Origin of the sequence: Saprospira grandis str. Lewin, assembly GCF_000250635.1 — a bacterium.
In the GTDB taxonomy this organism is placed as follows: domain Bacteria; phylum Bacteroidota; class Bacteroidia; order Chitinophagales; family Saprospiraceae; genus Saprospira; species Saprospira grandis.
Genome location: NC_016940.1, coordinates 997,322 through 1,013,052 on the forward strand (window position 1 = coordinate 997,322; position 15,731 = coordinate 1,013,052).

Here is a 15,731-nt window from a genome sequence, read left to right on the forward strand (position 1 = left end):
CGCTTAGCTGGAGCTAGTAAAAAGCTAGGTCGAGCTAACAAAACCCTAGGTTGAGCTAGTAGCCTCTTAGGTCGAGCTAGGAAAGTATTAGCTGGAGCTAAGAAAAAGCTAGGTCGAGCTAGCCAAACCCTAGGTTGAGCTAGTGACACCTTAGGTCGAGCTAGCCAAGTATTAGCTGGAGCTAAGAAAAAGCTAGGTCGAGCTAGCCAAACCCTAGGTTGAGCTAGTGGCGCCTTAGGTCGAGCTAAGAAAAAGTTAGCTCATTGGCCCTTAGCAATAAGTTCACTAAGTCAGTACTTTAACTTATTAGTAACAATTGGCCCCTTAGGCGGTTTAGCAGGCGGCGAAGCCGCCGCAAAGGAGCGAAGCGACTGGCCTAGCGATGTGCAGGGGGGCCGCGAAGCGGCAGACCAAGGCGCTGTAAGCGCCGCAGGGCCGAGCAGACCTGCGAGCCCCGAAACGTAGCGCCTGCCGAAGGCAGGAGGCCCCAAAAACATCCCTTCAAGACATAAAAAAAGCCAGCAGAACATCATTCTACTGGCTAAATGGGGCTTAAATTAGGGCCCTAATAATAGAGTAATTTGAAATATTGCAGGCCTTCTTTGGGTTGATAAAAGAGCAGGCTGCCCTTATCGAGGCGTTCTTGGACCTGGTCTAAAAACTCTCGGATGTTGTAATTTTTGCTCTTAAAGACCCGAAAATAGAGGACGCCATCGGGGGCGAGGTGGTCTAAGGCAAGGTTGATCAGCTCCCACATTTTGTCCACATTGGGCAAGAGGTGGAGGAGGTTAATCATCGAAATAAAGTCGAACTTTTTATCGGCGGGCAGGGCCTTCATATAATCGAAGACATCGGTTTCCCAATTTAGCTTGGGTTCAAAAAGCGCTTCAAAGGCTTGTTGGTCTTGCAAAACGGGTTGGCTATCTGCGCCAAACTTTTTGAAGACCGAGCGATAAATTTCGTAGAAATTTTGGGGGTCGGCGGCTTGCAGGCGTTTATTTTGGGCCAAGAACTTGCTCATCGCCTGCTCTTTTGTGTCTTGGTCTACCCCATGAAATTCCGTAAAATCGAAGCGATGAAAAAGAGGGAAGAAACTCAGTGGGAATCGGCAGCCCAGCTCTAGGGCCGACTTTGCTTCGGGTCGTTTTAGGCGTTCGCAAAGGGGGTGCACCATATAGGTTTTGAGCAGCAGGCTACTGATGTGCGAGTCCTCCTTGGGCGTTTCAATTTTTAATACTTCAGAAACCATTATTCAGCGTTTAGGTAGTTGGTCAAATACTGGAAATGAGGACCTAATTGGCCATTTAGGGTGACGCTAGCCCGCTCGATCATTTTGGTATCTTTCAGGCCGAGGAGCTCGGGCAAAACCGAGGCGATAAACTGCTCGCCAAAAGACAAAGAGGCATCTCGGGGCAGTTCATTGGGCAGGTTATCGATAGTCATCATATCGATAGTTTCGGGGGCGTAGGGTGCCACCGCCTTGGCCTGTTGGGGATCATAGCCAAAAACGGGCTCGGCGATCGTGCTTGCAAAAAGCGTAGAGGGAATCGAGGCAGCGGGGGCGATATCGCAGGTCACATCGGCGATCACTTGGATCTTAAAGTCCTTGGATTTCATCTGCTCGGCGGTAAAAAACTGGGGCGCGCGATTATCCCAATAAATGCCGTTAATCATCAGGTCGGCGACCTTTGTATAGGGTTCAAAAATGGAGGTATAGCGTTCGGGATGGGCAAAAAACTCGCTTTGGTCGTAGTTTGCGCCTTCGGCTTTGGGGGCCACATAATCCTCACAGCAGAGCTGAGTAAAAACGGGGCCTTCGCTTGCATTATTTAGAAACTCTTGGGGGCTCAGGCGTTGAAAACCAGCATTTTCGAGTACCTCAGCGGCACCATTAGCCACACGTCCAGCACCCGTAAGGACCACCTTCATATTGGGCCAATTCACTGTTTTGTAATAGGCAGTAGCCTCGGCCATATCCTTAAACTTGATCATTTGGGGCAAGTTATACGCCTTGGTCCGATTGCCATAAGTCATCAGGCCATTATGAGCGCCGGCGATTCCGGCGAAGCGGCCAAAAGCGATCACGCGCTTGCCTGTTTCGTCGGTTAGAACCTCATAATCAAGCAATTGGATATTCTTTTCGATAATTGCTTGCAGGAGTTTTCGGTTATAGGGTTGCTCCTTGATGGTATGCGAGAAAAAGCAATACTTTTTATTGGGAATCAATTGATTGATGGGCACCTCCTTCACGCCGAGCAGCAGCTCTCTATCGCTAAGATCTTCTTGGAGTTGGAGGCCAGCGGCTTCATATTCTTCATCCTTAAAGCAGCGATTGGGAGAAGGTTGGACCAGAATATCGAGTTGGGGAAACTTAGCGAGCAGCTCCTTACATTGTTGGGGGCTGAGGGGGACTCTAGAATCTGGTGGGACCTTACCTTCACGTATAATTCCGATTTTCATAGCTAAGATTTTAAATTTTTTGGTGGTTTAGAGAACTTTTCGGTCCTTAAGATAATTAAGTGGATGCATAAAAGAAAAAGACGGTCCGTCTTCTTATGAATAGTTTGGTAGAGAAAGCCGAAGAAAATAAAAATGGGGGGCTTGGAAACTTTTTCTTTCTTGTAAAAGTTCTATATTTGTCGCCCGCTCGAAAGGAGGGGGAAACAATTACCACTGGGGCTGACTGGAATCGACAGCATTGGACGGTTGGTAAGTAAGCATGCCGAGTCAGGTGTACTCACACTCGTTAAAACTGGTGCATAACAATTTTAAGTGGCAACACTAACTATGCTTTGGCTGCCTAATTAGGCCCTTTTAAAGGAAACTAATAACAGTCAATTCGCCACTAGCTTGAGGCCTAATACACAGCTAGTCGCACAAACACAACCCCTTAGGATCGCTGCAAAGGCTTGTTTTCACCGGCGTGGTTAAACTTTTGAAAACTGGAAGTGCGTTCGTCTGCAGTAAAACTTCTCGCACTTTAAGATTTAGATTTATTGCTAAGCATGTAGAAAGCTTATTAGCGCATTGACTGGACGAGGGTTCGAATCCCTCCAGCTCCACAGATGAAAAGAGAAAGCCAAACCTTTAGGGGTTTGGCTTTTTTTTGTGTGGGTGAATAGCTATCTTTGGGGCAGAAACATCAAGCGTAGCAACAGACGCAACTCTCCTAAAATCCAAACTTTTTGAACCGATGCTAAAAAAAGTGATTATTGTACTCCTATTACTTTGGAGTATGAGCCCTGACCTATTTGCTCAGATTCAAGATGGAATGACACCAGTTGGGCAATATGTTCCTAAGACTTCATCTAGTAGGCGATATAGAACCTCTAGAACATACTCGGCGCCAAGACGGGAGCCCTCTAAAGCTGAGCTATGTGGGATGTATATGGAAAAGATTAAAGCTAGTGCTTATGGGCGAACCTACAGCAGTTACGATAGTGATGCTATTTCAAAAGTCACATTTTATGATGTGGCGATAGAGTATGAAACGCACTACTTTGCAGTTGTTTGCTTTAAGACGAAAGGGTATGGTTGTAGGGAGTATCTTTATGAAGTAAGCTCAAATACTCAAAGGCTATATGCTCAAAATTACGAAGAGAGTGCTGGAGCAGCTTTTTGGAACTACATCCAACCTTATGCCGAGGTATTAAACTGTTCTCCTGATTTTGATTAGATAAAATAGAAAGTGGCAGCTAGAAATAGCTGGCCACTTTTTTTATTTTCTGTGTCTTTAAGACTTCGGTCGCAGTCTTAAATTCAGCTCCTCTCTTCGCCAAATGCGGTAGACCTTTTTATGGTTGAAGTGTAGCCTGCCCAAAAAAGCAACCATTAGTTATAGAAAATAATTATCTTAAAGAACAAAAACTAAAAGGATGCGAAAAAGTAAATTCACGGAAAAGCAGAAGTTATCAATTTTAGCTGAGCACGACAGCGGCCTTAGCGTGGCAGATTTGTGTAGAAAGTGTAGCCTGCCCAAAAAAGCAACCATTAGTTATAGAAAATAATTATCTTAAAGAACAAAAACTAAAAGGATGCGAAAAAGTAAATTCACGGAAAAGCAGAAGTTATCAATTTTAGCTGAGCACGACAGCGGCCTTAGCGTGGCAGATTTGTGTAGAAAGCACCAAATAAGCCCAGCCACTTTCTATAAATGGAAAAGATCCAAAGAGCAAGAAGTTGACGATAAAGAGCGTTTAATCAAGGAATTAGAGGCCCAAAATACTCGTTTAAAAAAGATGTATGCAGACTTAAGCATGAATTATGAAATTTTAGAAGAGGGCTATGTAATGGCAAAAAAGCACTTAACCCCAAAAGACAAGAAAGAGTCATAGACGAGCTGTCCAAGAAGTACAGTGTGCGTCGAATCTGTGTCGTTTTGGGGTTTCGTCGTCAAACATACTATAAACGAAAGTCAGGTCATCGGCCAGAAGTAGTCGATGATCAAATCGCTAAATTACTGCATGAAGTCACGAAAGAATATTTAGCTTGGGGCTTTTGGAAGGTTTTTCATTACATTAGAAATCAAGGTGTTATCTTCAATCATAAGAAGGTGTATAGAATCTGGAAGAGAGAAAAATTAAACTTAAGACAGCGCCCAAAGCGTCAGCGTATTCGCCGAAAATTTGAACCTATCTCTTTGCCCAAGGAGGTAAATAAGGGTTGGTCTATGGATTTTTTAAGCGATTGGGTCATGAGCTCAGATAAGAAATCGGTCCGAATTATCAACATTATGGATGAGACCTCAAGGCGAGCTTTGTGGACAGAAGCCCATCAAAGTATCTCTGCAAAAAAGCTTACTGATGTACTTGATAAAGTACTGGATTACAGAGGTAAACCTGACTATATTCGTTGCGATAATGGGCCAGAATTCATCTCTAAAAAGTTAGCTGCTTGGGCCCAAAAACATGATATTGAATTAAAGTTCATCCAGCCAGGAAAACCTACCCAAAATGCATTTATTGAGCGATTAAATAAAACTTTGAGAACAGAGTGTTTAAACTTATCTTGGTTCCACTCTTTAGAAGAACTAAATGAGGAAATTCAAAATTGGTTTCAGCACTACAATTTTAATCGTCCCCACCAAAGTCTGGGAAATATTAGCCCATATGACTTTGAAAGGACGATGTTAGATGTATAGTATTTTTTGGTTGCACCTTACGGGTAGGCTACAAGAGTGTTTAAACTTATCTTGGTTCCACTCTTTAGAAGAACTAAATGAGGAAATTCAAAATTGGTTTCAGCACTACAATTTTAATCGTCCCCACCAAAGTCTGGGAAATATTAGCCCATATGACTTTGAAAGGACGATGTTAGATGTATAGTATTTTTTGGTTGCACCTTACGGGTAGGCTACAAGTTGCCCAAACTTCATTTGAACGGCTCACTTTTAGGCCTCGAAGCAGATAAGGGTATTTCTTATGGCTTTTAGCTGATAATGAGGTGTTTGGCTTAGGTAAAACAGATCGAATATTCATCTTTTTCATCAAGCGAGCAACTCGTTTTTTGTTACAAGTCAAGCCAGAGGCCCTTAAATATTCAGTCATTCTAGGGTAGCCCCATTCTGGATGTGACAGATGAAACTCGTCAATTTTACGCATCAGCTTTAAGTTTTCTGAACTTTCGCCCACTGCCTGATAGTAGTATTTTGATCGGGAAACAGACATTAACTCACATTGCCGAGCTATACTAAGTCCTTCTAATACTGCTATTTGGCTCAGCCTTAAAGCTTCATCACATTCCTCTATATTTTTTTTTAAGCCAGTCCAGCTCAAACTGCAACTTGCCTATTTGCTCATATAAACGGGCTTCTTTTTCTTCATCAACATCCACTTTGGGCCCTCGCTTTTTTTCATAAAGCAAAAAACTATTGGCCAAAAGCTCTTTCTTCCAGGCCGATATTTGATTCGCATGTAGCTCATATTTTGTCGCTAATTCTGCCAAGGTCAATTGTTCTTTTAGCGCTTCTAAGGCTACTTTTGCCTTAAATTTAGAACTGAAATTACGGCGCTTCTTTCTCATCTCTTTTGTAATTTAGTGCTTCATTATACGACTTTTTTCTTTCGTTTTCCACCTTAAACTACTGTCCTAATTTTGGGGGTAAGGGCATAGCCCTCTTCTAAAATTTCATAATTCATGCTTAAGTCTGCATACATCTTTTTTAAACGAGCATTTTGGGCCTCTAATTCCTTGATTAAACGCTCTTTATCGTCAACTTCTTGCTCTTTGGATCTTTTCCATTTATAGAAAGTGGCTGGGCTTATTTGGTGCTTTCTACACAAATCTGCCACGCTAAGGCCGCTGTCGTGCTCAGCTAAAATTGATAACTTCTGCTTTTCCGTGAATTTACTTTTTCGCATCCTTTTAGTTTTTGTTCTTTAAGATAATTATTTTCTATAACTAATGGTTGCTTTTTTGGGCAGGCTACATTATAGTTAATACCCTTCCTCCTTAATTATCCATTTTATAGATCTAGCCTACTGACCATAACCTGCGAAATTGACTAAGTATATGTAGCCCTGTTTTATTGCTGCAGGACACCATTTTTGAGTGTAATTTGTTCCGTTTTTAGCATCATATACTTTTGAATCCTCTAAAGTGTATACTATTACTTCACTAACAATATAACCTAGGAGTGTATTATTGTTAGTTGTTCTGATAGCATTTTTTGATAAAGCAGCTACAGCTGTGTCATTATGTATCAACTCTCGAAAAAGATAATTCCCATGCTGTCTGAAATGTATTGAAACTTGATCTCCTACTTTAATATATTTTTTGATGTAGTCATTTACTCCCTTTGAAAAATTATAGCTATTTGCTGGCCATGATAATTGTATTTTATCAAGATCTGGTTTGACAGGTACTCCAAGTGAAGTAAGAGAGGGCCAATTGAGTTCTCTGTAGTTTATGATTGCCGTTTCCCGTTGATGCTGAAAAACTGCTAATCGATATTTTGCACGTGTATATGCTACATACAATAACCTACGTTCTTCCTCTATTTGATCTCTTAACGGTATTGGAGAATTAGAGTTCAGTGGGAGGTCCGAAAAGGAAGGTGTAACAATGACAGCATCATATTCTAGTCCCTTTACCTTATGCATAGTAGTTAATACAATTTCTGTTTGAGTTTTTGAAGAGGCATTATATTTCTCAAATATCTGGTATAATTGACCATCATCACGTCTTGTCATTTCTTGAATATGTGTGATGAGTTTATCAACTGAAAACTTACCTTCAAGATTATCTAGATAATCTTGTAACAAAGCATAAAATAACCCTAAATAAAAACTATCCCAATTTTTCTCATTTGATAGAGCTTGGGGAATGCCTTTGCTTATATATTGTTCTAGATCTACTTTAGTTTGAATTAAAGTTTGCTGTGAATTCTTATCCTTCTTTAGTAAGTCCTCTAAGTAATGAAAACATTCTCTTATTTTAAGAAATTCCCCCGAGGAGCTTCCTTGAATACGGACTCTAACATTAGAAATATTCTGTTGCTGAATTTTCTGAAATCCTCGATATAGTTCATTATTTGTCCTAAACATAATTGCAATCTGCTGATAAGGTTTTTTAGAAACCTTTCCATCCTCATCCACTACTACTTTTTGCTCTTTTAACAGCTGAAGAAGTTTATCCTCCCAAGAATTATTTATGGTAGCTTTATGAACTTCCACATAGTTATCCATAAAACTCTCAGGCACTGTATTCTGTGCTTCAGAATATAGTTTATAGTCAGCATTTTCTAAAAATTCCTCCATTGCCTCAGAATCACTATGTTGCTCTAACAAATCATTTAAGGCTGGAGGAATCTCCGCTTGCTTTTGTATAGGTTCTGTCAATAACATTCTTAAAGAACTTTCTTGACTAAAATTAGCTTGCTGAAGCTTTTGATATGCTTTGTCATTAACAAGTAATTTACTTGCTTCAAGTAAAATACCAGAATAGGACCTATAGTTTTTCATCAGACTGAACTTTAATGGGCTAAACTGTTCATTAAAAACATCATAATAATGATATGGATCCATTACAGAGCGGTCATATCCGTATATACTTTGATTAGGATCACCTATTACAAACAGCTTTACATTGGGGAGTTGTTGTATTATTAAGTCTAAGATCTCAATACGAATATCATTTATATCTTGAAACTCGTCTATCAATATGTGTTTCACCCCTCCAAGGCTATTCATTATTAAACCTGGGTTATTTTTTAGCTCATTGTGTAGTACTTCTTCCCATTTTTCAAACTTTAAAACATCTCCATTATTTTTTATTTTTTCGGAACAGGTCACTAATGCCAATTCATGAAAGGTTCTAATCTTAATCCGTTTAGATAAAAAGGCGTAGCCTAGCTTTTGGAACAAAGTTTTTAGGCGATGTTTTAGCTCAGAGACTACAGCCCGATTATAGGCAAGTACTAGTATATTTTCTGGTGATATTCTTTCATGGTGCACTAACCTAGCAACCCTTAATGATAAGGTATGGGTTTTCCCTGACCCTGGCCCTGCTGCTACATTTATATTTTTAGTAATAGGTGAATTATAAACAAGTTTCTGCTCAGGATTTAGTCTATCTTCTTGTTCTTTTATGGCATCGCCTCTAAAAGCTTGAAAGATTGGATCTGTAGAAGGAATGTATTGCTGAAGGTGGTTTATAAAATCTGCTATTGACTTACAACTGAAGTAGCCCTTTATAAATTCATCATGTTTTGAGGAGTCAGTATCAGATATAGCTTTTAAGGCAATCTGTTTTAGAGTTCTAATTTGTTGCACCTCATCAAATTCTTTTTTTATTGCTTCATCTCCTGAATTTGATATAGTTTCATCTATAGCGTCTATTGATTTCAGATAGACTTCTATACCATGAGGCATTAAACCACTAGACCGAACATATCCCATCAATGTTAAAATAAAAATCGCATCCGATAACCCTTGAAAATTTGTAGGGTTAGACGTTTTTTCTAATAAAACTTGCCAGCGAAACTCCCTGTTATTAAACTTGATATTCTCTTCACCTATATATTTTAGAATCCCAATACAATCTCTTTCCAATTTACGAAAATAATCTCGCCATTCGCTATTTCTTGAACAACCATTAAAAATACTTTGATTGACTTCATGGTTTTTACTAAAATCGCTTTGGTTAAAAATTGACTCGTGCTTAATCTTCCGGAACAACCTAATAATCCTGAAAACATGTTTAATCCTTTTCTTCTGAAAATCGCTTAAATAGTTCTCTCTGGATTTCTCAATTTTGCTCTCGTTACTTGAGTTTATAAAAAAGTTAAATTTACTATTATGGATAGAGTCTATTTTCTTAAAAACTATATCTAAATATTCATTATCAAATACCCTAGATGTTTTTGGACCCACTTCTTCTAAAACACTCTCCACGAGATTAAAAATAAGTTTAAGAGCCCATGGTGTAGCATTTTTTTCATTTACTAGATACTTGACTTCTTCTGTCCTCTGCTTAGTATGCTTTAGGGATATAGTTTGTGTCATTTTTATAAGCCCTATCCGCTCCCCTTTAATTAAGGAACGGAACAGTTTACTAAGTGCCATTCCAGACTTTGATCTAAGCATTGAAATGGGAACGCTTACCTTTTCATCTAATCTGTTTTTGTCAAGTGAAGAAAACACTTCCCATAATGCATTTAAAGCTGGTTTAATCTCAGGATCACTACAACCTGGCATCTCTCGTCCAAGATGCTCCAAAGACTTTTTCTCAAACTCTAATTGTGCTATTGCAAAATAACCTAGTTTTATTCTGCCTAACTTTTCTAACCAATGTAGGGACAGTCTAAACTTTGTATTAGTTTCATTTTCATCATTGATACTGTTGAGCCCTCTAGTTAACAAGTTAAAAGGGATAACTACTGGAGTCTCCATAGGTGGATTGACCTTAAGAAACTTAGCAGTATATTGCTCAACTTCTTTTTTTACTTCTTTAACAAATGCCCAAGAAAGAGCACTCTTATGTAGCCTGTCAGCAATTTTTCTAAAGTCTTCATCAGATGCTAAACAAAGTGATTGAATAGGGTTGTCTGCTATGAATCCTGCTGCAATTCTTTTTGACTTATTTCGACCAGCACGACCTACTTCTTGTAAATAATCCTCAAATGCACTTGGAGGCGACAGGTGTGCAATAAAATGAATATCTGAAATATCCATACCCATTCCAAAGGCCTTTGTTGCAAATAATAGATTTATTTCATTAGACTTATATTTTTCATAGACAGAATTTCTCTCTTCTGTATCCATACCCGCATGATAATAAGCTACATTCTCTGCAAACTCACATTGAGTATATATTCTCTGTAGTATAGAGGGCATATCTGCAGATGCTTCCTCTGCTTGAGCTCTTGAATTCACAAAAACCAACCCCTTACTTTTACGGTGGTTAAACTGATTATTTTTTAAATAGTAGGCGATTTCTTCAAGACGATTTTCATTTTTAAATGAAGTTTTGAATCCTAATGAAATATGGTCCTGAATAGGGTTGTAGACTATATTTGTATTAGGAACTACTTTTAATGTTGGCAAAACACCTTTTATTTCACTCAAAACTTGTTGAGATATTGTAGCTGAAAAAAGTAGCTTAGATGCTGAAAAACGTTGATTTTTATGATCAAACCAACTTGCTATTTGAGAACTAGCATAAAAATAATCTGGTCTAAACTCTTGTCCCCACTGAGAAATACAATGAGCCTCATCAAAAACAACATACTCCAACCCCTCATCATTTTGGATTCTTAGTAGCATTACTTTTTCAAAGGATTTAGAGCGAAATCTCTCTGGTGTAACAAAAACCATAGTTACTTCTCCTCCAGCGATTCTTCGATATAAATTTTTTGTTTCTTCAAAGCTCTTATCACCACTAATAAAGTCTACATTACTAATAAAGCCCCTTTCCCACAGTCCTTCAACTTGATCTTTCATCAATGCCTTCAAAGGAGTTATAACAATACTTAAGTTATGGGAAATTGATGACCTATAAAGTGCCGGAGCTTGGAATAATAGAGACTTACCAGCCCCTGTTGGTAATGATACTATGAGGTCCTCCTCAGCTGGTAAAATGGCATCTAGATATTGATGTTGATACTCATACCAGTCACAGCCTTCACCTAAAAAGACATCACTAAGCATCTTTTTTACACCACTGAAATCTCGCCTTAATTCTACTTTTTTTCTTTGCTTAAAATATTGTTGAGCCAGAGCTAAACTTTGTTTATAAGAAGCTTCATTATTCCACAACACAACCTCCTTCTTTTTCGCAAGAAATACAGTCTCTATATTAAAATAATCCATTAACCTTACATCAGCTAGATGAAGACTTGACTCTGGATTATGTTTGTAAATTAGATGATAGTAGTAGTCTACTAAAAACTTATGCACTTTTAATAATGCAAAAATATCCCCCTGTTGAGTAGCAACACCCTTCTTTTGGATATTATCGCTAATAGGGTTAATTTTTTCCTCATTTTGTCCCTTTAGGTCTGAGGATAGCAAACTTAATTGTTCTCCTATAACAACTTCCTTTTCTTTTAGAAGAAAACTATCCCAGTAAAAATCAACTGCTACCTCTATAAAAGAGAGTACTTCTTCAATTCTACCTATAGGGCAAACCAATAATCCATTATTAGCCGAAGACAATAATTCTAACTTACGGCCTAAGGCAAGGTTCTCATTAGGAACATAGTAGCCATAACTTTGAGCTAGCCCCTCAATCCTTGCCTGTTCCGAAACATCATTGATTAACAAGACTTTTAAACGATTTGAAGAAACTCCACTTATTAGCTTAAATTGATACGTCCAATATAGTGCACGTTGTAAAGACTCTGGATTTACCCTATACTGTTCTGCAGTATAGTTTGACTTTTCTATATCTGCCCTTAAGATACAAACCTTGCGATCTACTTTACTAGAGAAGTTAGCTTCTAACTCAATTATTTCATTGGTTTTACCAATCTCTAAAAACACCTTTTCGTAATCTATGCTGTAGAATACTTTATACACTCCTTTTGCATCATTTTCTAGCCAAATAGTTTTTACTGTTTCAGGATTAGCAATTCCTAATTTAGGAGTTATAGTACTATCAATAGCTATAAAATTTCTTCCCCCAGTCATTTTGAGCAGTAGCTTGTCCCCTTTAAGTCTTTCATATAGATCTGTGATTTCGTATTCATAATTTGTAGAGTGCCTATTAGTAAGCAAACTTATTTTATATCCAACTTTTACAACTCTAACCTTTTCTTCTATTAGAATATCTCTTAACCTAGAGTCAATATTGTTAGCTACAACATTTATATTTTTGTCCTCTAGGCTAGATAAAAATTGATAGTTTACTAAATCACATAAAATAGCTTTTTTTTCATTACCTATTCGAATTCGAATTGCAAGAGGAATAGTTTCCCAATATGCCAAACGACCTTCTGCCAACCTCTTTTCAATGAACCTTTTTAAAATAGCTACATCTAGTGAGTTTTCAAGTTTGCTGAGCTTGTTCTCATTTAATATATAAGAATACCTACTATCTAAAAAGTAAACTTGACAAAAGCTAGCTAGCTCATCATAAAGTATTGGTGGGCAAAAAACAAAATTCCTCTCACCCGGTATAAGAAAATTCTCTAAATCATAATTTTCAAAAAAAGCAATACGACTACAAGACCTAAAGCAAACATTAGCATTTTCTTCCCAGTCAACAACATCAATATCCACTAATTCTAATGGCTTTTTGCCTAGTGGAAATAGCAGATCTTTCAATCCTTTATCCTTAGAGAGTATTGATCGGGCATATTGGCTTTTAAATAGCTCTAAACATAATTTTGCATCATCTTCAGCTTGATGACTAGTCTTTAGTGCAAAACTTGGTCGAAGAGGATTTATGACAAACTCAGATTCCAAAGTATCCCAGATCCATTGATTAGCGAGCTCAATACCATGTTTTTTTAAAATAGGCAGATCGAATTGTTTAATATTATGCCCTATAATAATTTCTGCTTTTAACAGCCTTTCCTTCAACTCAATTATCCCTTCTTTTACTTTACCTCCTTTAAAAGTGTGTACACCTAATACGTCAATAAAAGACAACTCATAAATCTCTTCGCCATTACTTTCTATGTCTAAGCTTAGAAAGTTTAGCTTCTTAAACTCTATCTCAATAGCATTTTTAATTTCACTGATTAAGCGCTTTTTCAATTTTCTAAACTGACCAAAAACAGAAAGCTTTTGCTTAGCACTTATTGACAGGCTATTCACATAGTCATAAACCCCATCTTCCTCTAATCGTTGCTCTTTTACTACTTCTTGGATTATTTTTGTACTAATATTTCGTACAACATTGGCTTCATAGAGATCTATAAGTAATGATTTATCATCTACATTAAACTGTACTTTTTGAAAATCAATATTTAAAAACTTCTTACGTAGGCTAGGCAACTCATTAAAAAGTATAGTAACATCTTTAGTGTTCTTAACTCTTAGCTTTGCTATCAGTAAAGCTTCTAAAATCCGTGGCCCTAGTTTTACTCTGTTGTTAATATTTTCAAATAACCTAGATAAATCATCTTCATTTTCAATATAGTCTTTAATATCCTCCTCTAACAGCTCTTTAAGAATCCCCTTTTCATACAGATCTATGTAGAATCTAAAACTCTTTACTTTAAAATGCTTAGTTGATACAACTATACTAGGGTACTTATCAAGTATTACCTTGAATCTATTTGCCAAGTCTTTATTATTCACATCAATGCCATGAAAAAAGAAATCTATTTGATGTTCTAGCACCTTTCTCAGTAGCTTTTCTACTTGAGATTGCTCTAATATATAAAAGGAATTTAATACCTCTTCAAAGTTATATCCTTTTCTTAGGATTTCTTCTAAATCACTATCTTCAATATTATTTAAAACCCCATTACAAAAAAGAGAGAACTTAACATTTAAAGATGTTCCATTATGCAGTTGCTGTAAATCAATTTTAAAATGAGGGTACTCTCTTGCAAAAGATGTTAATATATTTTGTAATTCATCATCTACTAATAGCTTTGGTTTTAAAATACCTTCAAATAAGATTTGCTGGATCTCATTCGATAATCCCTCACTCTTTAGCTCAACACCAAGAATTGCTAGATCCTTTGGAGTTGATTCTGCACAGTATTTTTCAAAACTCATTAAGTCTTTTTGTATCAAATCTAGTGTGCTTATTCCAAATTTATATCCTTTTGATAGTAACTTCAAATACAACCTAGAAAACGAATTTAAAACTACTGAAATATCATTAAGGGATAAATCAAACTCATCTAATAGCCTAATATAGGATTCTACTTCCTGGTCATCAGTAGAATCAACTATTTGTATAGTTGATTTTATAAGCTTTTTCAACTTTCCTTCATCTACGCCCCCTCTATATGCATATAGCACAGAAACTACATCTAACTTACTAATAAAAAAATCTAGTTTTTCTAGCAGGAAACTTTCGTGAGCTATATTGTTCAACTCTTCAACAAGATCAACTTTGACACCTCCTTTATACTTGAAGCTTAATTTTACACGATATAAATCTGCCTTAAATTTAAATCGAACTGGGGCAGGAAACTCTATACCTTGTTGGTAATAATCCTGATGTAAAATATGTGCATACCCAATACCTTTTCGAAAAAAAACAAATGCATTTAATTTAGATTGAGGACGTATTACATCATTATTTTGGTGCTCAAATTCAATAATTTCTGTTCTTTTTAAGTTCGAACATTCTCTTAAGTAAGGCCCTCTTTTATTCTTCATGAACTTACGTTCTTTGAGCTCATTAAAATTTTTAAATAGTAGAACATAACCATGAGACTTATCTTCCGCTATAAAGTTGACAACACCTAACTTTAATTTTTTTCCTAAAATCTGATGTTCTAATTTTGTTATATTTTCCAGCTGTGTTAATAAGCTATTCGAATCTCCAATGTTTTTACTTCTAGTTTCTTCTCTAGAAAGTATTCTTTCTACTTTGCCTAGTTCATCAGCAAAGCTCCGTCCTTCTAATTGTGTTAAAATAGTTTCCGACTCAACTTTATACTTTTTTAGCCTAAGTCGCCAAAGTGCAGCTTCATCAATAGAGTGACCTTTTTCTAATTCAGAAAAAAGACTTAAAACTTCAGCAGAGACCAACCAATCTATCCCTATAAAATTTTCTAGTTTTTCACCTATAGATTCTAAATTATTTATCAATGCCTTATAATCAATATTATATTGATTGAATAGTTTTATCAATGCCTTCATATCTATGTGCGATTATTAGTTTTTCGTGCTCTAAGTAGACCTCCCACCCAACTTATAAAAAATTGACTGCCAAAGATCTATAAACCTGCAGCATTAAACTCATTTAAAATTTGAATACACCCTAGCACTTCTTATTCATGCATTTTAAATGCTTAGGAAAGAAAAGTCCTCAGAGAGATCAGTTTATTCCGTATACCTGAATCGTAGGTTCCCCCCCCCAACAAGCAATATATCAAAAAACTCCAAGAAGAATTCATCTCAACCTTTGGAAAACATCAAAGCTCTGCCTTGTGGCCCTCTTATATTAGCATGCCCAAATATACCAATTGGGACGAGCAAACCTTCTTAGCTATTCAGGATGGCAGTTTCCTAAAAGCTATAGTCGAGAGTATTAACAAGTTGCTAGAATGTTCTGCTGATGCAGAACAATCTGATGTATCTAATTCTCTTTAAGCCACCCAA

General features: G+C 37.1%; 12 protein-coding genes and 1 other RNA gene. 7 read left to right on the forward strand and 6 right to left on the reverse strand.

What is annotated here, in order from left to right; all coding sequences use genetic code 11:
- Positions 1–565: 565 nt before the first annotated feature.
- Entirely contained in the window at positions 566–1,249 is a 684-nt protein-coding gene (locus tag SGRA_RS04305; RefSeq protein WP_015691366.1) for a methyltransferase domain-containing protein, read from the reverse strand.
- Positions 1,249–2,460: an NAD(P)-dependent oxidoreductase gene (locus tag SGRA_RS04310; RefSeq protein WP_015691367.1), complete on the reverse strand. Its 1,212-nt coding sequence runs from the start codon at positions 2,458–2,460 to the stop codon at positions 1,249–1,251. The genes SGRA_RS04305 and SGRA_RS04310 overlap by 1 nt, the downstream gene beginning before the upstream one ends.
- 215 nt (positions 2,461–2,675) lie before the next feature.
- Between SGRA_RS04310 and ssrA the strand changes: the two genes are divergently transcribed.
- From ssrA to SGRA_RS04330, 6 genes are all read left to right on the forward strand, one after another.
- Positions 2,676–3,065: a transfer-messenger RNA gene (ssrA, locus tag SGRA_RS19655) on the forward strand.
- A gap of 323 nt (positions 3,066–3,388) precedes the next feature.
- Entirely contained in the window at positions 3,389–3,676 is a 288-nt protein-coding gene (locus SGRA_RS04315; protein ID WP_187288179.1) for a hypothetical protein, read from the forward strand.
- Between the two features lie 199 nt (positions 3,677–3,875).
- A complete protein-coding gene (locus SGRA_RS22780; RefSeq protein ID WP_015691369.1) occupies positions 3,876–4,007 on the forward strand; it encodes a transposase in 132 nt (43 codons plus the stop codon).
- Positions 4,008–4,034: 27 nt separating this feature from the next.
- The gene (tnpA, locus tag SGRA_RS04320) at positions 4,035–4,334 is read left to right on the forward strand and encodes an IS66 family insertion sequence element accessory protein TnpA (protein WP_015691370.1); all 300 of its coding nucleotides are present in this window, start codon (positions 4,035–4,037) and stop codon (positions 4,332–4,334) included.
- Between the two features lie 5 nt (positions 4,335–4,339).
- Positions 4,340–5,140, forward strand: a complete 801-nt coding sequence (locus SGRA_RS04325) for an IS3 family transposase (RefSeq protein ID WP_245538678.1) — start codon at positions 4,340–4,342, stop codon at positions 5,138–5,140.
- On the forward strand, positions 5,133–5,324 hold the full coding sequence (locus tag SGRA_RS04330; RefSeq protein ID WP_015691372.1) for an integrase core domain-containing protein: 192 nt from the start codon (positions 5,133–5,135) through the stop codon (positions 5,322–5,324). Before SGRA_RS04325 ends, SGRA_RS04330 begins: the two co-directional genes overlap by 8 nt.
- On the opposite strand, the gene SGRA_RS19930 is transcribed toward SGRA_RS04330, so the two are convergent.
- The 4 genes from SGRA_RS19930 to SGRA_RS04345 all read right to left on the reverse strand — a co-directional run bounded on the left by SGRA_RS19930 (position 5,313) and on the right by SGRA_RS04345 (position 15,269).
- The gene (locus SGRA_RS19930) at positions 5,313–5,666 is read right to left on the reverse strand and encodes an IS3 family transposase (RefSeq protein WP_081477675.1); all 354 of its coding nucleotides are present in this window, start codon (positions 5,664–5,666) and stop codon (positions 5,313–5,315) included. The genes SGRA_RS04330 and SGRA_RS19930 overlap by 12 nt on opposite strands.
- 67 nt (positions 5,667–5,733) lie before the next feature.
- Positions 5,734–6,021, reverse strand: coding sequence for a transposase (locus tag SGRA_RS04335; RefSeq protein WP_015691374.1), 288 nt, complete (start codon positions 6,019–6,021; stop codon positions 5,734–5,736).
- A 53-nt stretch (positions 6,022–6,074) separates the two neighbouring features.
- Positions 6,075–6,359: an IS66 family insertion sequence element accessory protein TnpA gene (gene tnpA, locus SGRA_RS04340; protein ID WP_015691375.1), complete on the reverse strand. Its 285-nt coding sequence runs from the start codon at positions 6,357–6,359 to the stop codon at positions 6,075–6,077.
- Positions 6,360–6,476: 117 nt separating this feature from the next.
- Positions 6,477–15,269 (reverse strand): DEAD/DEAH box helicase, encoded by an 8,793-nt coding sequence (locus SGRA_RS04345; RefSeq protein WP_015691376.1) that lies wholly within the window; start codon positions 15,267–15,269, stop codon positions 6,477–6,479.
- Between the two features lie 309 nt (positions 15,270–15,578).
- Here SGRA_RS04345 and SGRA_RS23760 point away from each other — a divergent pair, with 309 nt between their 5' ends.
- Positions 15,579–15,722: a hypothetical protein gene (locus SGRA_RS23760; protein WP_187288180.1), complete on the forward strand. Its 144-nt coding sequence runs from the start codon at positions 15,579–15,581 to the stop codon at positions 15,720–15,722.
- Positions 15,723–15,731: the final 9 nt, after the last annotated feature.